The 19,269-nt window shown below is 67.1% G+C and carries 17 protein-coding genes; 12 read left to right on the forward strand and 5 right to left on the reverse strand.

The features are described 5' to 3' along the window. The first annotated feature begins 1 nt into the window (after position 1). From recD to AU192_RS15525, 7 genes are all read left to right on the forward strand, one after another. A complete protein-coding gene (recD, locus tag AU192_RS15495; protein WP_064397739.1) occupies positions 2-1,681 on the forward strand; it encodes an exodeoxyribonuclease V subunit alpha in 1,680 nt (559 codons plus the stop codon). Positions 1,682-1,924: 243 nt separating this feature from the next. Then, positions 1,925-3,529: an SLC13 family permease gene (locus AU192_RS15500; RefSeq protein ID WP_064397690.1), complete on the forward strand. Its 1,605-nt coding sequence runs from the start codon at positions 1,925-1,927 to the stop codon at positions 3,527-3,529. Beyond that, the gene (locus AU192_RS15505; protein WP_064397692.1) at positions 3,526-4,572 is read left to right on the forward strand and encodes a tartrate dehydrogenase; all 1,047 of its coding nucleotides are present in this window, start codon (positions 3,526-3,528) and stop codon (positions 4,570-4,572) included. The genes AU192_RS15500 and AU192_RS15505 overlap by 4 nt, the downstream gene beginning before the upstream one ends. A gap of 145 nt (positions 4,573-4,717) precedes the next feature. Further along, complete coding sequence (locus AU192_RS15510; protein WP_064397694.1) at positions 4,718-5,041, forward strand: WXG100 family type VII secretion target; 324 nt, start codon at positions 4,718-4,720, stop codon at positions 5,039-5,041. A gap of 9 nt (positions 5,042-5,050) precedes the next feature. Then, on the forward strand, positions 5,051-7,345 hold the full coding sequence (locus AU192_RS15515) for a TPR repeat domain-containing protein (protein WP_064397697.1): 2,295 nt from the start codon (positions 5,051-5,053) through the stop codon (positions 7,343-7,345). 41 nt (positions 7,346-7,386) lie between these two features. Next, complete coding sequence (locus tag AU192_RS15520) at positions 7,387-7,833, forward strand: SRPBCC family protein (RefSeq protein ID WP_064397699.1); 447 nt, start codon at positions 7,387-7,389, stop codon at positions 7,831-7,833. Further along, on the forward strand, positions 7,830-9,584 hold the full coding sequence (locus tag AU192_RS15525) for a sulfatase family protein (protein WP_120275666.1): 1,755 nt from the start codon (positions 7,830-7,832) through the stop codon (positions 9,582-9,584). Before AU192_RS15520 ends, AU192_RS15525 begins: the two co-directional genes overlap by 4 nt. Here the strand turns inward: AU192_RS15525 and AU192_RS15530 are convergent. Together AU192_RS15530 and AU192_RS15535 are read right to left on the reverse strand one after the other, a co-directional pair. Beyond that, positions 9,508-10,725 carry a fatty acid desaturase family protein gene (locus AU192_RS15530; protein WP_064397703.1) on the reverse strand — a complete coding sequence of 406 codons (1,218 nt, stop codon included), beginning with the start codon at positions 10,723-10,725 and terminating at the stop codon, positions 9,508-9,510. The genes AU192_RS15525 and AU192_RS15530 overlap by 77 nt on opposite strands. A gap of 264 nt (positions 10,726-10,989) precedes the next feature. Further along, positions 10,990-11,409 (reverse strand): pyridoxamine 5'-phosphate oxidase family protein, encoded by a 420-nt coding sequence (locus tag AU192_RS15535; RefSeq protein ID WP_174523646.1) that lies wholly within the window; start codon positions 11,407-11,409, stop codon positions 10,990-10,992. A 168-nt stretch (positions 11,410-11,577) separates the two neighbouring features. On the opposite strand from AU192_RS15535, the gene AU192_RS15540 reads away from it, so the two are divergent. The 3 genes from AU192_RS15540 to AU192_RS15550 all read left to right on the forward strand — a co-directional run bounded on the left by AU192_RS15540 (position 11,578) and on the right by AU192_RS15550 (position 14,497). Further along, a complete protein-coding gene (locus AU192_RS15540; protein ID WP_064397743.1) occupies positions 11,578-12,453 on the forward strand; it encodes a formylglycine-generating enzyme family protein in 876 nt (291 codons plus the stop codon). A gap of 82 nt (positions 12,454-12,535) precedes the next feature. Further along, positions 12,536-12,868 (forward strand): hypothetical protein, encoded by a 333-nt coding sequence (locus AU192_RS15545; protein WP_064397705.1) that lies wholly within the window; start codon positions 12,536-12,538, stop codon positions 12,866-12,868. 264 nt (positions 12,869-13,132) lie between these two features. Further along, a complete protein-coding gene (locus AU192_RS15550) occupies positions 13,133-14,497 on the forward strand; it encodes a flavin monoamine oxidase family protein (protein ID WP_064397707.1) in 1,365 nt (454 codons plus the stop codon). A 16-nt stretch (positions 14,498-14,513) separates the two neighbouring features. On the opposite strand, the gene AU192_RS15555 is transcribed toward AU192_RS15550, so the two are convergent. Further along, on the reverse strand, positions 14,514-15,500 hold the full coding sequence (locus AU192_RS15555; RefSeq protein ID WP_064397710.1) for an ERCC4 domain-containing protein: 987 nt from the start codon (positions 15,498-15,500) through the stop codon (positions 14,514-14,516). 79 nt (positions 15,501-15,579) lie between these two features. Here AU192_RS15555 and AU192_RS15560 point away from each other — a divergent pair, with 79 nt between their 5' ends. Next, on the forward strand, positions 15,580-17,916 hold the full coding sequence (locus AU192_RS15560) for an AAA family ATPase (protein ID WP_082695029.1): 2,337 nt from the start codon (positions 15,580-15,582) through the stop codon (positions 17,914-17,916). 3 nt (positions 17,917-17,919) lie between these two features. On the opposite strand, the gene AU192_RS15565 is transcribed toward AU192_RS15560, so the two are convergent. Together AU192_RS15565 and AU192_RS15570 are read right to left on the reverse strand one after the other, a co-directional pair. Then, complete coding sequence (locus AU192_RS15565) at positions 17,920-18,294, reverse strand: type II toxin-antitoxin system death-on-curing family toxin (protein WP_064397712.1); 375 nt, start codon at positions 18,292-18,294, stop codon at positions 17,920-17,922. Beyond that, entirely contained in the window at positions 18,291-18,497 is a 207-nt protein-coding gene (locus AU192_RS15570) for a hypothetical protein (RefSeq protein ID WP_064397715.1), read from the reverse strand. The genes AU192_RS15565 and AU192_RS15570 overlap by 4 nt, the downstream gene beginning before the upstream one ends. 68 nt (positions 18,498-18,565) lie before the next feature. Between AU192_RS15570 and AU192_RS15575 the strand changes: the two genes are divergently transcribed. Then, positions 18,566-19,213: a DUF2293 domain-containing protein gene (locus AU192_RS15575; RefSeq protein WP_082695030.1), complete on the forward strand. Its 648-nt coding sequence runs from the start codon at positions 18,566-18,568 to the stop codon at positions 19,211-19,213. The last annotated feature ends 56 nt before the right edge of the window (positions 19,214-19,269 follow it).

Genomic DNA, 19,269 nt, shown 5'->3' on the forward strand with positions numbered 1-19,269 from the left:
CGTGGAGTGGCGGCGGGCGATCAGCGCCACCGGACTACTGCGCACCTTCAGCGACGCCGACGTCCTCGACGCGTCGGATGTACATGTCGCACAACGGCTCTGCGATCTCGTCAAGGCGCCCGACGAACGGGTCGCGCTCGCTGTTGGGCTTGTGGTGCGCGCACTGCGCAACGGGTCAGTGTGCCTGAACCTGCGGACCGTCGAGCAGCAGGTCGGCATCGACGGGCTACCGTGGCCCGCCGTCGACGATTGGTTCTGCGCCATCGCCGCGCACCCGCTGACCGGCCCGCCACCGGCGCTGCACGTCGACGGGGACCTGCTGTACCTCGACCGGTACTGGCTCGAGGAGCAGCAGGTGTGCGACGACATCCTGTCGATGACCGCCGTGCGGCCGACCCCGCCGACGCCGGAGCTGGACAGGCTGTTCCCGCCGGGCTTCGAGGAACAGCGCGCCGCCGCGGAACTGGCGCTGTCGCAGGGTCTGACGGTGCTCACGGGCGGGCCGGGCACTGGGAAGACCACGACCGTCGCCCGCCTGCTCGCGCTCCTCACCAGCGGGACACGGCTGCGGATCGCGCTGGCGGCGCCGACGGGCAAAGCGGCCGCGCGCCTGCAGGAGGCCGTGCAATTGGAGGTGGACAGACTCGACTCCGCCGACCGCCAAGCGTTGTCCGGGCTGCACGCGACGACGTTGCACCGCCTGCTCGGGAGCCGGCCGGATACGTCGGCGCGGTTCCGGCACAACCGCCACAACAGGTTGCCGCACGACGTGATCGTCGTCGACGAGACGTCGATGGTGTCGTTGACGATGATGGCGCGACTGCTGGAGGCGGTGCGGCCGGAGGCCCGGCTCATCCTGGTCGGCGACCCGGACCAGTTGGCGTCAGTGGAGGCGGGTGCGGTCCTCGCCGACCTGGTCGACGGTCTCGGCGAGAACCGCATCGCGGAGTTGAAGACGTCGCACCGCTTCGGCGAGTCGATCGGGCGGCTGGCCACCGCGATCCGCACCGGCGACGAGAACATGGTCATCGAGGTGTTGCGCGCGGGCGGCGACCACATCGAATGGGTGGACACCGAGGAGCCGTCCGAGCAGCTCCGTAAAGTATTGGTGCCGAACGCGATTGCGCTGCGAACGGCGGCGGTTCTCGGTGATGGCGACGCGGCGTTGGGCATCTTGGCCGAACACCGGCTGCTGTGCGCGCATCGCCGCGGCCCGTTCGGGGTGCGGTACTGGAACCACCAGGTCGAGCGGTGGCTGTCGGAGTTGACCGGCGAGCCGATCTGGTCGACGTGGTACGCCGGGCGGCCGGTGTTGGTGACCGCGAACGACTACGGGCTCAACCTCTACAACGGCGACGCCGGGGTGACGGTGCTGCGCGACGGGATGCTGCGCGCGGTCATCGCCGGCACGGAACGGTTGGAGTTCGCGACCAGCCGGCTCGCCGAGGTCGACACGATGCATGCGATGACCATTCACAAGTCGCAGGGCAGCCAGGCCGACGAGGTCACGGTGCTGCTGCCGCCCGAGGATTCGCGGCTGCTCAGCCGCGAGTTGTTCTACACCGCGGTGACCAGGGCGAAAGAGAAGATCCGGGTCGTCGGCCCGGAGGCCTCAGTGCGGGCCGCCGTGCAGCGCCGGGCCGTGCGCGCGTCGGGCCTGGCGCGTCGCCTACGCACCTGACTTCCCGCGCGCCCCCAACCCTCGCCCGCCGCCCGTGCCCCTGACTTCTCCCGCGCCGCCCGCGCCGCCGACTTCTGGCGCGAACGTGGGTTACCCGCACACTTTTCGCGCCGGACGCGTGCGGGTAACCCACGTTCGGCGACCGGCCGGACGCGCTCGCGATGTTTAGCCCCGCCCATCGACCGGGCACTCCTTCCCGGCGATTGTGGCGTTGCACACACCACCGGGTGGACGGAGCCGGCAATGAGCACGGAGAACCAGGTCACACCGACCGACGTCGACAAGGCCCTGCTCGGCAGCGCGACCTACCGAAGCCTGGGCGAACAGAAGCTCTCGCCGCGAGAGGAACGGTTCGAGAAGGGCCGCCGCACGCTCGGCCTGTTCCTCGCCCCGCTGCTGACCGCCGTCTTCCTCGTCCTGCCGATGGACATCCCCCGCGAGCAACAGGTGCTCGGCGCGGTCCTACTCGGCGTGATCGCGCTGTGGATCACCGAGGCGGTGCCGATCCCGATCGGCGGCCTACTCGGCGTCGCGGTCGCGGTGTTCCTCGGGGTCGCACCCGTCGACGATGTGCTCGGCCCGTTCGGATCCTCGACCATCTTCACGTTCATCGGCGCGTTCATCCTCGCCCAGGCGATGCTCAAACACGGTGTGGCGCGGCGCTTCGCGTTCCGCATCCTGGCCCTACCGCGGGCCGGCCGCTCGACCACCGGCGTCATCATCGCGTTCGGCGTGATCACGGCCCTGCTGTCGGCGTTCGTGTCCAACACCGCGACGGTGGCGATGCTGTTGCCGACGGCGATCGGCATCCTGTCGGTGATCGCCAAGCTCCTCCAGCAGCGCGGCGACGTCGAACCCGACTTCGACCCGCAACGGCTGCGGGTGGGCGCGGCCCTCATGCTGATGCTCGCCTACGGCGCCAGCGTCGGCGGCCTGCTCACTCCGGTCGGCAGCCCGCCGAACCTGATCGGGCGCGGGCTGATCGAAGAGGCCACCGGCGAGCGGATCAGCTTCGGACAGTGGATGGTGCTGGCGATTCCCATCTGCTTCGTGATGTTCCTGCTGCTGGCGCTGATCCTGCTACGGCTCAACAAACCCGAGATCAAACGCATCGACGGCGTCGCCGAATACGTGGCCAGTGAACGCGAGAAACTGGGCAAGCTGTCGCGGGCCGAGAAGAACACGCTGATCGCGTTCGGCGTCACCGTGACGCTGTGGATCCTGCCCGGCGTGTTCGCGGTGATCACCGGAACCGAGTCCACCACCTACGAATTCGTCAGCGACCGCCTCGACGAAGGCGTGGTCGCGGTCTTCGGCGCCTCGCTGCTGTTCCTGCTGCCCACCGACTGGCAGAGCCGCGAGTTCACCCTGCGCTGGAAGGACGCCGCCGAAATCGACTGGGGCACAATCATCCTGTTCGGTACCGGAATCATCTTCGGCTCGCTGATCTCCTCGACCGGGCTAGCCGAGACCATCGGCACCTCCGTCAACGACGCGCTCGGCCTGACGAGCGGCATCGCGATCACCATCTTCGCGGTGATCCTGGCGATCATCGTCTCCGAAACCACAAGCAACACCGCGTCGGCCGCAGTGGTGGTGCCGATCGTGATACCGGTGGCGGTGGCCGCGGGCATCAACCCGTTCGTGCCGGCGCTGGCGGCGACGTTCGCGGCGTCGTTCGGCTTCATGCTGCCGGTGTCCACCCCACAGAACGCGATCGTCTACGGTTCGGGCGTCGTCCCGATCACGAAGATGATCCGCTCCGGCGTCGCCTTCGACATCGCGGGCGCTATCCTGATCATCATCTTGCTGCCGCTGATGATCAGCCTCTTGGGATTGGGTACATGACCGATATCGCCGTCATTCCCGGTGACGGGATCGGTACCGAGGTTATCGCGTCGGCGCACGCGGTGCTCGACGCGGTCGCGAAGAAACATGGAATCGCGTTGTCGTACACCGAGTTCGACTGGTCGTGTCAACGCTACGCGGACCAGGGCGCGATGATGCCCGACGACGGAATCGAGACACTGCGCGGATTCGACGCCATCTTCCTGGGCGCAGTCGGGTGGCCGGGCGTGCCCGACCACGTGTCGCTGTGGGGTCTGCTCATCCCGATCCGCCGCGCGTTCCGCCAGTACGTGAACATGCGGCCGATCCGGGTGTTCGACGGCGTCGAAAGCCCGCTGCGCACGGCGCAGGATGTCGACTTCGTCGTGGTCCGCGAGAACGTCGAAGGCGAGTACAGCGAGATCGGCGGACGGCTCAACCGCGGCTTTCCCGACGAAATGGCGGTCCAGGAGTCGGTTTTCACGCGCAACGGCGTCGGCCGCATCGCGGACTTCGCGTTCGAGCTCGCCCGCACCCGCCGCGGGTACGTGACGTCGGCGACCAAGTCCAACGGCATCGTGCACACGCTGCCGTTCTGGGACGAGGTCGTCGCCGAGCGGGCGTCGCACTACCCCGACGTGCGGCTCGACAGCGAGCACATCGACGCGCTGGCCGCCAAGTTCGTGCTGCAGCCACAGCGATTCGACGTCGTCGTCGGCTCGAACCTGTTCGGCGACATCCTCAGTGACCTCGCCGCCGCGGTCGCGGGTTCGATCGGGATAGCACCGTCGGCCAATCTCGACCCCACCAAGCAGTACCCGTCGATGTTCGAACCCGTACACGGATCGGCCCCCGATATCGCCGGGCAGGGCATCGCCAACCCGATCGGCGCGGTGTGGTCGGCGGCGCTGATGCTCGAGCATCTCGGGCACGCCGACGCCGCCGGTGAGGTGATGGGCGCCATCGAGTCGACGCTGGCCGCGCCGGAGACCCGGACCGGCGACCTCGGCGGGCGGGCGTCGACCGCCGAAGTGACCGACGCGCTCGTCGCGCGGTTGGGGTAACCGATCCCAGCAAACTTCTGCACTCCACCGACACCCCGCTGGGACCGCCCCAAAATTCGTGCATCTAGGGGTATCGCGGCGATGGTAATGTTGGCCGGCAAACATGTGTGTCCCTTGGACCGCCGGCGAGCGTTGGGAAAGGCGAATGAGCGACAACCTGCGGGTAGACCCCTTGGAGGTCCGGATGGCCGCCGACCACGTCAACGCGGCCGCCGACAGCCTGAGGTCTGCCCACGGCACCGCGCACGAGCGAATGGGCGCCGCCGCGCCCGGCTGGATCGGCTCGAGCGCCTCGGGACTCTCAGCAACCACCACGAAGTGGGAAGAGGAGTCCGCCGCGCATTACACCGAACTCGTCAAACATGCCGAGGATCTGCGCTCGGCAGCGGCGAAGTATGTACGCACGGACGACAATGCTGCTACCGAAATCGAGTCTGCGGGATCGAATTTGGGCACCATGGGGCTCTGACCCGTGGGGATGACGTTGGCCGACGTTGCGCGTTGGCAACCCGAGCAGATCGACGAGGTCTCCAAAGCCGCGGCGCACCGGGCTCGCACCAGCGGTGAGACCGCCGAGGCGCTGCGCAATCTCTCGGTGTTCGGGTCGTGGAAAGGCCGGGCCGGCGAGGCCGCGCAGCAGGCCATCGAGCAGTCGGCCACCAAGCTCGACACCACGCAGAAGGAAGCCATTCTGGTGTCGCTCGGCGCGCAGAAGGCCGCGGCCGATGCCCGCTCGGTCAAGAACGACCTCAACAGCCTCGTCGACTACGCGGCCGCCGCCCCGGCGGTGCAGCTGGACCTGAACACCGGCACGGTCACTCCTCCCGACACGACCGGGTGGACCGACGAGGAGATCGCGCAGCTCGAGAAGAAGATGGCCGAGGTGGAGAACCGCGCGGTCGCGGTGCTGGCCGCCGCCGAGGAGGTCGACGGCGACCTGGCCCGGGTGCTGTCCGCGGCCACCGGCGGCGATCCGACCGCCCCCGCCGAGCAGGGCAGCGCCGACGGCGAATCGCTGCAAGACGGCGAGCTCACCCCCGAAGAGCTCGCGCGACTCGAGGAGAACACCACGCTGACCCCGCAGGAGCAGGAAGCGTTGGCGCGCGGTGAGCTGGTACTGCCGGCCAGCCAGATGGACTACCTCAACCAGCTCTCGCGGTCGCTGGATGGCAAGAGCCCGGCCGAGATTCGCGCGATGATGGACAAGCTCGGCCCGAACGGGGGTCGCGTCGCCGACGCGCTGCAACTGGTGTCCAACGAGAACATCACGGTCGCCGGAGCCAACCCCGAGGCCAAACCCGGCGACGCCGGATACGTGCCGGCTCGCGGTGGTATGCAGAACCTGCCGTCGGGCATCCGCGAAACGTTCGAGGCGCCGCTGCGCGGACCCACCGCACCCACCCCCGGAACCAACGACAAGGGCAACCCCACCCTCGAATGGCCCGACCCGTACAAGCCGTTCCCACACCTCGACGAATACCGCGATGTCGCCGCGATCGTGTCCGCCGGTGACGCCAAGCTGCAGCAGGGCACCGCACTTGATGCCGCGCTACTGGACAAGTCCGAGCAGATCCTGCAGAACATGCACGAGGCCCCCGACATCGCTTGGAAGGAGAACATCGGGCTGGGTCAGCGTCTCGTGGACCCCACCGTGCAGGACATGCTCAACGCGGCAGGACGGGACCCGATGGCCGTCCACGATGCGCTCGCGGGAGCGGACGGCAAGACGTCCAACGGCGGCTTCATCGAGGACCTGTTCACCCACCAGTGGGCCGACAACGGTGCGGCGGCAGGCAATCTGCTCAACGGCACCGGCGCCGGCGCCGGCGCCGTCCCGACGGACCTGACCGATCCCACCCAGGTGTTCCAGGCCGAGCAGGCGGGACAGACCATGCACGCGGTCGACAAGTGGGCCGGCGAGAACTCCCCGCGGTTGCTCGACATCCCCGGCACCGGCGGACAGTCGCTCGGACAGGTCAATCCCGATCTCGCGCGTGCGCTCGCCGACGCCAACAAACCCTACATCGACGACATGCTGGGCAATCCGCTCGACCACACCCGTGGGTTCGCGCCGCTCGACGATCTGAAGAATCCCGAGATGCCCATCACCCGAGACCTTTTCGCGGTCATCGACACCGATCCCGAGGCCGCCGCCACTCTGAACAGCCAGGCCTACGTCAACGGCATGCAGTACCAGGCGAATTTCGAGCAGTCCATCATCGACGGCGGCACCGTCGACACCGCGGATCTGCAGTCGGCGGGCACACTGCGCGGCATCATCGACTCCGGTGCCAACATCGCCGACAACGACGCCATCAAGTATGGCAACCTGCAAGAAGTCCGCGCATATGAGAGCCGCGAGCGCTGGTTCGAGTTGGCCAAGGCTGCCGGTGGTGAAATCCCCGGTGTCAAGACAATTCTCGAGTACTACGACAAAATGCCCGACGACCCTCTGCACGGAATCTTCATCGGAGATGCGCCGGTGCCGAACGACCCGACCTACATCGTCCAGGAGAGCTCCGAAGCGCTACAGTACGCGGTCGCCCAGCGGTTGCTTGACAACAACATCGGCGATCCGCGTTTCTTCGCCGAGGCGGGCCTGATCGATCCGGCCACCGGCCAGCTCAAACCGCTCGAGAACGGTTTCGCCGACTTCCGAACCGCGCTCACCAACTACTTCAACGGAATCGATCCGACGGTGAAGGGGGGCATCGAGGACTACGAGGACGCCTACCGTGACGCCCTGCCCCGGCCGCCCGCTCATACCGGGTAGGTTCGCCTGACGGCATCGTAAGTTTCACGTACGGTGGGGCCGTGGCCGAAGCCGACCGCAACCGCGTCATTGTCGCGAGCCCGACGCAGATCTGGGATGTACTCGCCGATTTCGGAGCCATCGCGTCGTGGCTCGACGTCGATCACTCCTCCATCCTGACGCGCGGTCCGGACGGCGCGTTGGTCGGAACGGCGCGGCGCGTGCAGATCGGCCGTAACACGCTGGTCGAAACCGTCACCGAATGTGATCCGCAGTATGCCCTCGCCTACGAGATCGAGGGCCTGCCCAAGTTCCTGGGCAAGGTGAGTAACCGCTGGAAACTCGAACCGACCAGCGGTGGCGAGACGGTCGTGACGATCACCAGCACCGTGCGGAAGGGCCGCGGCAGAACGCAGCAACTCGTCGAACGGTTAGCCAGCCGGGCGTTGGCCCGCGGATCCGACAAAATGCTCGCCGCGCTGGCGAAGCGATTGGAGAACACCCCATGACAGATCGGCCCGACATCATCATCGTGATGACCGACGAGGAGCGCGCGGTGCCGCCCTACGAGGCGCCCGACGTCCTCGCTTGGCGCCGCGACACGCTCACCGGTCGCGCCTGGTTCGACGAGCACGGCGTGAGCTTTCAACGGCACTACACCGGATCGCTGGCCTGCGTGCCCAGTCGCCCGACGATCTTCACCGGCCAGTACCCCGACCTGCACGGCGTGACCCAGACCGACGGCATCGGCAAGGTCTACGACGACTCCCGCATGCGTTGGCTGCGCCCGAACGAGGTGCCCACACTGGGCAACTGGTTCCGCGCCGCCGGTTACGACACGCACTACGACGGCAAGTGGCACATCTCGCACGCCGACCTGACCGATCCGTCCACCGGTCAGCCGCTGGCCACCAACGACGAGCACGGCGTCGTCGACCCGAAGGCCGTGCAACGCTATATCGACGCCGATCCCCTTGCACCGTACGGTTTTTCGGGCTGGGTCGGCCCGGAACCGCACGGCGCCCCGTTGGCCAACGCGGGGCTTCGGCGCGATCCGCTGATCGCCGACCGCGTGGTGGCGTGGCTGCGGGACCGCTACGACCGCCGCCGTGCGGGAGACGTCGACGCCATGCGGCCGTTCCTGCTGGTGGCCAGCTTCGTCAACCCGCACGACATCGTGCTGTTCCCGGCGTGGCAGCGGCGCAGCCCGGTGCGCCCGTCGCCGCTCGACCCGCCGCCGATCCCGCCGGCGCCGACCGCCGATGAGGACCTGTCGACCAAACCCGCCGCGCAGATCGCCTACCGGGAGGCCTACTACTCGGGCTACGGACCGGCTCCGGCCATCGACCGCACCTACACCCGTCAGGCCCAGCGGTACCGGGACCTGTATTACCGGCTGCACGCCGAGGTCGACGCCCCGATCGATCGCGTGCGACGCGCGGTCACCGAGGGCGGCTCGCAGAACGCGGTGCTGGTCCGCACGTCGGATCACGGCGACCTGCTCGGCGCGCACGGCGGACTGCACCAGAAGTGGTTCAACCTGTACGACGAGGCGACGCGGGTGCCGTTCGTGGTGGCGCGGATCGGTGACCAGGCCACGCAGCCGCGGACGGTGACGGCGCCGACATCGCACGTGGACATCGTCCCGACGCTGTTGGGCGCCGCCGGTGTCGACGTCGAGGCGGCTGCGGCGAAGCTGGCCGAGACCTTCTCCGAGGTGCACGATCTCCCGGGCCGCAATCTGATGCCGGTGGTCGACGGCGCGGCGGTGGACGAATCGCGAGCGGTGTACCTGATGACCCGCGACAACGTGCTCGAGGGTGATACCGGCGCATCCGGTATGGCCCGCAAGCTGAAGATGTCGACGAAACCCCCTGCACCTCTGCGGATTCGGGTGCCGGCGCACGTCGCGTCCAACTTCGAGGGACTGGTGGTGCGCGTCGACCAGGCCGGCGGCCAGGGGCACCTGTGGAAGCTGGTGCGCACGTTCGACGATCCGGCGACGTGGACCGAGCCGGGGGTGCGTCATCTCGCGGCCAACGGCATCGGTGGCGAGGCCTATCGGACGTCGCCGCTCGACGACCAGTGGGAGCTGTACGACCTCACCGACGACCCGTGCGAGGCCCGCAACCGGTGGACGGATCCGGACCTGCACGACCTGCGTCAGCACCTTCGCATGCAACTCAAGCAGGCCCGCGCGGAATCCGTTCCGGAGCGCAACAGTCCGTGGCCTTACACCTCGCGCCGCTCCCGAGTGTGACGGACCTTCCTGGCCAAGCGAACTTCTGCTCCGAAGCGGTTTCCGGGGCGTCGTGGCTCGTCGCCGTGAGGAAGCGGTCCGGGAGGGCCAGTTTGTGGATGGTCCGCAGCGTCAGAAGGTATTGGCGCACGAGTGAGCCGCTGGTGTAGGGCAGGTCGTATTTCTCGCAGACGGCCCGCACCCGCACGGCGACCTCTGCCAGGCGGTTGCTCGGAAGGTCGGGGAACAGGTGGTGTTCGATCTGGTAGCACAGGTTGCCGGTCGAGAATGCCAGCAACGGGCCGGCGTCGATATTGGCCGCGCCCAGCATCTGCCGCAGATACCATTCGGCGCGGCTCTCCTCATCGAGCGCTTCGGCGGTGAATTTCTCGGCTCCATCGGGGAAATGGCCGCAGAAGATCACCACATAGGTCCACAGGTTGCGCACGAGGTTCGCCGCCGCGTTCGCGGCCAGGGTGCGACGCCAGCGCCGTCCGCTCAGCGCCGGAAACAACGCATAGTCCTTGACGCCCTGGCGGGCGATCTTGCGGATCAGCTTCTTTCTCTCGCGCTTCACCCTCGCGGTGTCACCCTCGGCGCGGTCGCGTTCGGAATGAACACCATGCAGCGCGATGCCCCACTCGAAGATGGCCGCCAGCAACAGGTTTCGTAAGGGCTGCAGGAGATGGACCGGTTGCCAAGGCTCATCGCGGGTGATCCGCATGATGCCGAACCCGAGGTCGTCGTCCACACCCACCACGTTGCTGAACATGTGGTGGCGATAGTTGTGCGAGTACCTCCATTGCGCCGAGACAGCGACCATGTCCCATTCCCATGTAGTGGAATGGATTTCCGGATCGTTCATCCAATCCCATTGCCCATGGGACACGTTGTGGCCGATCTCCATGTTCTCGACGCACTTGGCGAACGCCAACGACGCCGTACCGACAAGCCAGCCGGTGCGCGACCGGCTGACGCCGATGAGCATCCGGCCCGTCACTTCGAGTGCTCTTTGGAAGATGATCGCGCGTCGGATGTAGGCCGCGTCGCGTTCCCCGAGCGACTCCTCGATATCTCTGCGAATGGCGTCCAACTCGACACCGAGGGCCTCGATGTCCGCTTCGGTCAAGTGGGTGTAGGCACCGACGTCGGTGATTGCCAATTGTCGTCCTGTGTTCGTGCGGGCGTAAGCGGGCTCGTGTCCGAACCATTGGTGACAGCGGAGCACCAACCGGAATCGACGAAGGACAACGGCAGCACGTCGGCTGCGACCAGTCTAGAGAAATTCCGCACACGCCGATGCCACGGAGGAAACCGGCAGATCAGGGGGCCAAGCGCTTAGGCGCGTCTCGCCAGTAAGATTCGCGACGCCCAGCGGTCTACGAGTGCGAAGCAAGCACGCACGTGCAAGAGAGAAAGGGAGTTGCTACTCCGACGAGTAGTCGACGCTCAGCCAGCGCTTCGGGCGCATACGGATGATGACCGACGTCGACGTGAGGTTCTGGTCGGTGAAGGTGTTGCCTTCTTCTTCACCGAGGTAACGGATGGCGATCTCGCGGACGATCGCGTCCTCGGCGGGTTCGATACCAGTCACGTCGCCCTCCGCGGTGACATACCGATACGGCGGCGCCTCGTCCTGCGCGGTGATCGAAAACCGGCCGGCATTCTCGATCAGCCGGTGCTTGGTCGACGCCGACTCCGTCCACAGCAGCACCTCACCGCCCGGCTGGTAGCCGTACCAGATCGGCACGCTCAGCGGCGCCCGGTCGGGGCGCTCGACGGCGATGACGCCCACGTGGACGTCGGACAGGAACTTCTCGCGCTCATCGGTCGTCATCTTCGCCATACGCCATCCAACCGCTGCGTTGCCGATCACATTCCCGTCGCGGTAGGACCTCAGCCCCTGCCCGTCGCGCACGTCATGCGGAGTACGCGGGCGGTGACCTGCCGCGACGGGTCGGCACCTACACGGGTTCGCGTCGGGGAAGCCGCCACAACGCCTAGCCTGGACGTGATGCTGACCGAACTGATGGAGCTGCCCGCGGGCACCTTCCAGATGGGATCGGCCGACTTCTATCCGGAGGAGGCGCCCGTCCACGAAGTGACGGTCGCGGCGTTCGCGGTCGAGCGCCACCCCGTCACCAACGCGCAGTTCGCCGAGTTCGTCGCCGACACGGGTTACATCACCCTCGCCGAACAGGAGCTCGACCCCGCCGCCTACCCGGGAGCCTCGCCCGACGACCTGGTGCCCGGCGCACTCGTCTTCCGCCAAACCCGCGGCCCCGTCAACCTGCGCGACTGGCGGCAATGGTGGACCTGGGTGCCGGGCGCCAGCTGGCGCCACCCGTTCGGGCCCGGATCGTCGATCGACGACCGCCCCGACCACCCCGTCGTACAGGTGGCGTATCCGGATGCGTCGGCCTACGCCGCCTGGGCGGGCCGCCGCCTGCCGACCGAAGCGCAGTGGGAGTACGCCGCGCGAGCCGGATCCCAATCCCGATACGCCTGGGGCGACGAAGCGCAGCCGGACGGACGCCTGATGGCCAACGTATGGCAGGGCCACTTCCCGTACCGCAACGACGGCGCGCTCGGCTGGGTGGGCACCTCCCCGGTGGGCACGTTCCCGCCCAACGCATTCGGACTCGTCGACATGATCGGCAACGTCTGGGAATGGACGACGACGCCGTACGCGCCTGGCCACCGCCCCGAAGCCCAGAAGTCCGGTTGCTGTGCGCCGCCCACCGGCGACCCGTCGAAATTCCAGACGCTCAAGGGCGGCTCACACCTCTGCGCGCCCGAGTACTGCCATCGCTACCGGCCGGCCGCTCGGTCCTCTCAGTCGCAGGACAGCGCCACCACGCACATCGGGTTCCGGTGTGTCGGCGCGTGACGTTGTGCGACAACATCTTCGCGGCGCCTCGACACACACGCGGACCTGACTTGATGTCGGACCCCGCGCATACAGTGCGGGCATGATCACATCGGTCGCCATCGCACTGGCCCGTCCGCGCGGGCGCTTGCTCCGCTATTCGGCTTGCTCGCAGGACCGATGTTGGACTGGAACCGTGCGTGCGGACTCTGTTGACACGGCGATTCTCGACGTCGTACGCCGGGTCCGTGAGGAGGCGGGGTGTGAGCGGATCCGGTTCGTGGTTCACCTGCCGCCGCGGAGCACGCTGTGGGCGCTGCGGGACGAGGTCGCCTTGTTGATTCCCGGTGCATACTTGGAGCGGCCGCGGCTTGCCGACGAGGAACTTGTGCGCGCGGCGTACGAAGAACTCCGGGTCGAGGCGTCGACCGCATGACCCGACTACGTTGAGCGACAAGGTCTCCGACACCAAGGTGGACCACCGTCGCTGAGAAGCACTCACGCAGACGCTCGAGGCCGCAATGAACGGCCGACGGTCGACCCGAAAACATCGGCACCCACGAGACTTTGCCGACGCAACGGTTGATTGACAGGTACGACAATCAGGCGTTGAGTCTGAATGCCTTCGCGCCTGCATGAGGGCGCGCCGAGGCTTGCACTCGGCCGCCCGGCCCCGCGCAAATCGATCGAAGGGGCTGTCATGGCAGACGTGGATTATTGCGTCGTGGGTGCCGGGTTCGCCGGTCTGACCGCGGCATTGCGCTTGAAGCAGGCGGGCCAGTCGGTGGCGCTACTGGAGGCTCGCGACCGTATCGGCGGCCGTACTTTCACCGAGGTTCGTGACGACGGTTCGTGGATCGACCGTGGAGGCGCGTGGATCGGTCCCGGACAGGACGCGATCTATGCGCTCATGAAGGAATTCGGGGTGCCGAGCTACAAGCAGTACACCGACGGTGACGCGATGATGTTCATCGACGGCAAAAAGTACCGCTACACCGGGACGATCCCGCTGTCGATGAGCCCGTGGGCGGTCGCCAACTTGGGTGCGGTCTTCCTCGAACTCACGCAGATGTGCAAGGCCATCCCGGTCGAGGCGCCGTGGACCGCGCGCAAGGCGCAGAAGTGGGACCAGATCAGCTGGGCGGCGTGGCTGGACAGAAACACGCTGTCGAAACCGGCTCACGAACTGCTCGAGAGTTCGGTCTCCGGGCTGTATACGTCGGCGGCGTCGGAGATCTCGTTGCTGTTCGTGCTCTACCAGATGGCATCGGCCGGCGGACCGAGCTTCGTGCTGGGCGTCAAGGACGCAGCCGAGGACGCGCGGCCCGTCGGCGGTATGGGCGCCATCCATCGAGCGGTCGCCACGGAACTGGGTGACGCGATCCACCTGTCGCAGCCGGTGCGCAGCATCGAGCAGAATGTCGACGGGGTGATAGTGCGCTCCGACGACATGGTGGTCAACGCACGCCGGGCGATCATCGCGGTGCCGATCTCGATTGCCAGCCAGATCACCTATGAGCCAATGCTTCCCGCGGATCGATCATTTCTACACCAGCGCATGCCGAGCGGAGCGGTCTACAAGATCGCGCTGGTGTTCGACGAACCGTTCTGGCGGGCCGACGGCCTGTCGGGGCAGTCGTTCGCACCGGGATCACCGGCGAACCTGACGATCGACTCGTGCACGAACACCGGCACTCCCGGCATGCTCACCGTCATCACCGAGGGACCGGAGGCACGACGGTTGACGAATCTCGATGACGACGAGCGCAAGCGGGCGGTGCTCGCCGCTGTCGCCGAAAGGTTCGGTGACAAGGCACTTTCGCCGGTGGACTATGTCGAACAGAACTGGACCGTGGAGCGGTACTCCGGTGGCGGGATGATCGCGCACGCCCCGCCGGGTGTGCTCACCGAATTCGGTCCCGCGCTGCGTGAGCCGTGCGGACGGATCCACTGGGCCGGTACCGAGACCTCGGCAGTGATGTATGGCTTCATCGACGGGGCCGTACGATCCGGCGAGCGGGCCGCGGCGGAGGTCATCGAGCGCGAAGCGATGGCCGTAATCTGACCGCGAGCGCACGGCGTCACTGGACGTCGTTGGCTTCCCGCCAGGCCTGCCAGATTTCCGGACGCAGTCGACCCCGATCGGGCACCGGCAGCCCGGCGTCCCGCGCCCAGGCGCGGACCGAGGCGGTGCTGGGCCCGGACTCCGTAGATGACGATGACGACGAGACCGTGACCGGTACCGTGACGATGCGCCGCACCGTCGCCTCCTCGCTGACCGCCCAGGTATGGGCCGCGGCGAGGAACCGGTACGTCCACTCCTCGGCGAGTCGCCGGGTCTCGCAGAACACGATAGGCACTGTCGGCCAACGGATCTGCAGCTCGGCGAGGTTGTCGGCGACGACCGCTGGACGCACATAGTCCACGCGGAACAGCTGCGAGTACCGGTCCTCGACGACGACCGCTGCGCGCGGAAGCGACGCCAGGTGCCCCACCTGGTAGCGGAGCTTGCCGCTGGTCAGACTGGATACCAGATCCGACAACGACTTTCGCTCTACGCTGGCCACCAGTGTCCCGTCGACGGCGACCCCGTAGTCGCCGCAGGGCAGCGCTCGTTTCTCCAGGCTGACCTGCTGGGTGCCGAATGTGTACGCGTACCGTTCGTGCGCGTCCACCAGGATCGGCAACCGCTCGATGCCTTGGGCGCGCGCGGTCGGTGTCCGGACGTTGGGTCGCGCCTGTTTACGCGTGCGCGGCGACTGCCAGAACACGGTCTCGCGGCCTCGCGCGGTGGTGAAGACGATCTGCGATCGGTTCTCCCGGCCGCGTGTGAGGATCACATCGATGGCACCACCTCGCCGTTGACAGCTTTGCAGCGGTAGCCGTTCGACGATCTCGGCGTCGGCGGGCCATTCCTCGATTCTCATCGGATGGCAGTACAGCGCCTTGACCCGAGGCCAGGTGTCCGACGTCCGGAACAGCAGGTCGCCGCCCGGCTGCGGCACACGTAGCAGGTAGCGCAACCGGGAATCCTCCTGCGGATTGACCGCGATCAACAAGTCCGCCACATGTTCAAGTGTGCCGCATCCGACACTGCCGAAAACGGCAGTCGTGGTAACTCCCGCGCACGCGGGTACTGTGCCACCCGTGAGCGGGGAACTGATCCTCACCGACGAGTTCCGCGACGCGTTGGCGCTCCTTGCCGGCGGCCGGCACCTGTTCCTCACGGGTAAGGCCGGCACCGGCAAGTCGACGTTGATTCGGCACTTCATGGCGGAGACCGACCGCAACGTCGTGGTGGTCGCGCCGACGGGTATCGCGGCGCTGAACGTCGACGGCTACACCATCCATCGGCTGTTCGGGTTCCGCACCACGACGACGCTTCACGACGTCACCGGCGGCCAGTACCGGCCGGGTCGGTTCGCCAAGACACTCGCGTCGTTGCAGACGTTGATCATCGACGAGGCGTCGATGGTTCGCGCCGACGTCTTCGACATGGTCGCCACGGCGCTCGAGCGGTTCGGTCCCGAACCGGGAGCACCGTTCGGCGGCGTGCAGATCGTGCTCGTCGGCGACCTGTACCAGCTTCCACCGGTCGTCGGCGACGGTGAGGAAGGCTACTTCACGACGGTCTACGACACCCCGTACTTTTTCTCGGCCCGCAAGTTCGACCGCGACGACTTCCCCACCGTCTCGTTGACGACGGTGTTCCGTCAGCTCGGCGACGACCGAATGACGGCCATCCTCAATGAGATTCGCGAGGGGGTGCTGCTGGGCCACGCCCAGGAGCAGCTCAACGCCCGCGCCGACAAGGACTTCGTGCCGCCCGACGACGAGTTCTGGCTGACCCTGGCGCCGACGAATCGGCTGGTGACCGCACGCAACCGGCAACAGCTGGAGCGGTTACCCGGCGACGAAATGGTGCACCGCGCCAGCGAGTCGGGCGACCTGTCGCTGTTCGACAAGCCGATCGAGGACGAGCTGCGGTTCAAGGTCGGCGCGCAGGTGATGATGCTGAACAACGACCAGGGCGACCGGTGGGTCAACGGCTCGCTCGGCCGTGTCGTCGGGGTGGGTTACGACCGCTACGGCGCGGTTGTCGAGGTCGAGTTCACCGACGGATCGTGTGCGGAGGTCACGCCGTTCACATGGGAGGCCACCCGTCCGGTGGTCGACGGCGGGGCGTTGCGGCGCGAGGTGATCGGGACGTTCACCCAGCTGCCGTTCAAGCTGGCGTGGGCGATCACGATCCACAAGAGTCAGGGCCAGACGCTGGAACGAGTGGTCGTCGACCTCACCGGGGGCATGTTCTCGACCGGGCAGCTATACGTTGCGTTGAGCCGCTGCACCTCGTTGGCCGGTCTGGTGCTCAAACGCCCCGTGCTGCCCAAAGATCTGAAGACCGACCGGCGGATCGCCCGGTTCCTGCGTAGTTCGGTCGGCGGTGCCACGGCGCGCAAGTACTGCGCGATCGGGATGCTGACCGTCGGCGACGAGGGCCGAATGTCTCGACCCAGGCCAGTGGAACTGGCGGTGGCGTTCGACGATGGTACGGGGGTCTCGACGCTGATCAACCCGCAGCGCGATCTCGCCGATGCGCGAAGCGCCTACGGCATCAGTGTTTCCGACGTGCTGCTGGCGCCGACCCTGCGCGAGGCCTGGGCGGTGATCGCGCCGATGTTGGCGGGCTGCACGCCCGTCGGGCCGGCGGTGGACGAGACGCTGGGGCTGATCGACTTCGAACTCAAGAGGCTCGGACATGTGGCGGTGATGCCGTTGGGCATCGAGTTGCGTAAAGCGCGCGTGTCGGGGCGAACGGCGTTGGAACGTGCGCGGTCGGCGCTGGCGGCACACGCGCAGGCTGATGTCGAGGCTGGCTCGACGGCGTTCGAGGAACCCGAACCGGCAGAATCGGTTTCGGGCCTGTTGGTCAGCCGTGATCCGGACGTGCCGACACCGAAGGCCGATCATCTGCCCGGGTTGTCGGCGCTGTTGCGGATCAGCCGCGACGTGGGGGCCGTGATGCTGGGCGCATCGGTGCACCGAAACCTCGACTCGTCGTGGGACGCGGCGGCGCGGTCGGCAGTGGCTGATCAACTGCGAGCGGCCGCTTCCCGCTCGTTGCTGCCTGACGAGGTTGTCGCCCGGCTGCACAACGCGTCCGCGCTGTTAGGCATCGACGTGGTGAGTGACGCGGTGTTGGTGGCGCGGCACGATATCGAAGACGCACTGGTGCCAGGGGCGCGGATCTGTTTCACCGGAACGGCTTTGGATTCATCGGGTCGCGTGGTGGAGCGCGAGGAGATCGAGCGGCTGGCCGCGAAAGCGGGTCTCAAGCCGGTGCGGTCGGTGACCAAGACGCGGTGCGAGGTATTGGTGACGGCCGAGGCGGGCACACAGTCGGGCAAGGCGCGCAAGGCCCAGGAGTACGGCAAGCCGGTGTTCACCGCCGAGGAGTTCTTCGCCTGGCTTGCGGAGCGTTGAGCCTTAGTCGCACCATGCCCGGAGCTGCGCGGCGATTTCGGGCACGTCGTCAATCGCACCCGAGGCGATGGCGATCATGAAGTCGAAGCGAGCGTCCTCACTTGCGGTCACCCACTGCCCGTTGAGGCCAAGAAACACCTGACAGGCCGTCCATGCCAAGCGTTTGTTGCCGTCGACGAGGGCACGGTTGCGGCAGAGTGAATGCAGGACGGCGGCGGCTTTGGTGTCGATGTCCGGATAGACCTCGGCTCCGGCGACGATGGTCCTGGCGCGCACCACCGCCGACTCCAGTAGGCCGTAATCCCTGATCACCACCTCGCCGGAGATTGCCCGCCCCGCGATCAGCAGTAGGTCATCGAGATCCAGATAGACGGTCACGTATCAGCTAGCCGCCGCAACACACCCTGTTCGCGTTCAATCACCCTGTCTAACACCGCTTTCACATCGGCCAGATGGGCACGACGCTCGATGTACTCGTCGATGGCCGAGAGTGCCACGGCTTGCATGGAACGGCCCTCGGCCTCGGCCTGACGGCGCAGCGCCTCAGTCTGTCGTTCGCTGGTACGGAGAGTCATACCCATGCGGGCGATGATACCACTTTGATACCACAGTCGGTCGTGGTGTCGGACTTCTGGCGTACCGTCGGCGCATGGCCGGCGGGGATGTACGAGTCAGACATGCGGAGGAGGAACCGTATGTGACGGAATGTGCCAAATGCTCTGGCGCGTCCGGCGTCTTCCTCAGAACGAAGTCCGGCACGGTGTGCCTCGATTGCGCCGGGTTCGGCCATCTGGAGTTCCTGCCCGCGGGCAGCGCAGCGCTCACCCGGCGCGCCGTGAAGCTCAGCCGGTCACCGGTCGTCGTGATGCGCAGGAACCTTCGGCGCTTCCGCTACGGGGGGCACAGCTTGTACGAGAGGCAGGGCATCCTGGCCGAGCCGGCGGTGATCGAGGCTACCGCGGTGGCCAGCCTCGCTGACGCCGGTGTACGCGGCAGCGATGGCATTGCTGCGATCATCCGGGACCAGTTCCCCGGCTGTCCGACCGATCGTGCCGACGCGATCGCGCTGCACACCGCCGTCAAGTCGCGTGATCGAGCCCGACGGCTGGCGGTGCCCGAGATCGGACACGATGCGGTCCGTGGGGCGGTCACAGCCTCGGTGCTCCATGTCGACACCGACTACGACCGGCTGGTGGCGTCGGGCCTCGACCGCGACACTGCGCGGGCGACGGTGACCGATCGCGTCGAGGAGGTGCTTCGCGCTTGGCGCGATGGCGTCGCGCTGCTCGACGCCTGATCATGACAGTTCTGCGGTGAGGATTGAAATGCAAGGGAATTCAAGCCCTGAGCGCG

The organism is Mycobacterium lehmannii (assembly GCF_001499925.1).
In the GTDB taxonomy this organism is placed as follows: domain Bacteria; phylum Actinomycetota; class Actinomycetes; order Mycobacteriales; family Mycobacteriaceae; genus Mycobacterium; species Mycobacterium lehmannii.

Bases quoted from the DNA above. Each gene is read 5' to 3' on its own strand.
- AU192_RS15550 (WP_064397707.1), top strand. From the start codon at position 13,133: ATGGCAGACGTGGATTATTGCGTCGTGGGTGCCGGGTTCGCCGGTCTG.
- AU192_RS15505 (WP_064397692.1), top strand. From the start codon at position 3,526: ATGACCGATATCGCCGTCATTCCCGGTGACGGGATCGGTACCGAGGTT.
- AU192_RS15540 (WP_064397743.1), top strand. From the start codon at position 11,578: ATGCTGACCGAACTGATGGAGCTGCCCGCGGGCACCTTCCAGATGGGA.
- AU192_RS15570 (WP_064397715.1), bottom strand. From the start codon at position 18,497: ATGGGTATGACTCTCCGTACCAGCGAACGACAGACTGAGGCGCTGCGC.
- AU192_RS15510 (WP_064397694.1), top strand. From the start codon at position 4,718: ATGAGCGACAACCTGCGGGTAGACCCCTTGGAGGTCCGGATGGCCGCC.
- AU192_RS15535 (WP_174523646.1), bottom strand. From the start codon at position 11,409: ATGGCGAAGATGACGACCGATGAGCGCGAGAAGTTCCTGTCCGACGTC.
- AU192_RS15525 (WP_120275666.1), top strand. From the start codon at position 7,830: ATGACAGATCGGCCCGACATCATCATCGTGATGACCGACGAGGAGCGC.
- AU192_RS15500 (WP_064397690.1), top strand. From the start codon at position 1,925: ATGAGCACGGAGAACCAGGTCACACCGACCGACGTCGACAAGGCCCTG.
- AU192_RS15545 (WP_064397705.1), top strand. From the start codon at position 12,536: ATGATCACATCGGTCGCCATCGCACTGGCCCGTCCGCGCGGGCGCTTG.
- AU192_RS15575 (WP_082695030.1), top strand. From the start codon at position 18,566: ATGGCCGGCGGGGATGTACGAGTCAGACATGCGGAGGAGGAACCGTAT.
- AU192_RS15515 (WP_064397697.1), top strand. From the start codon at position 5,051: ATGACGTTGGCCGACGTTGCGCGTTGGCAACCCGAGCAGATCGACGAG.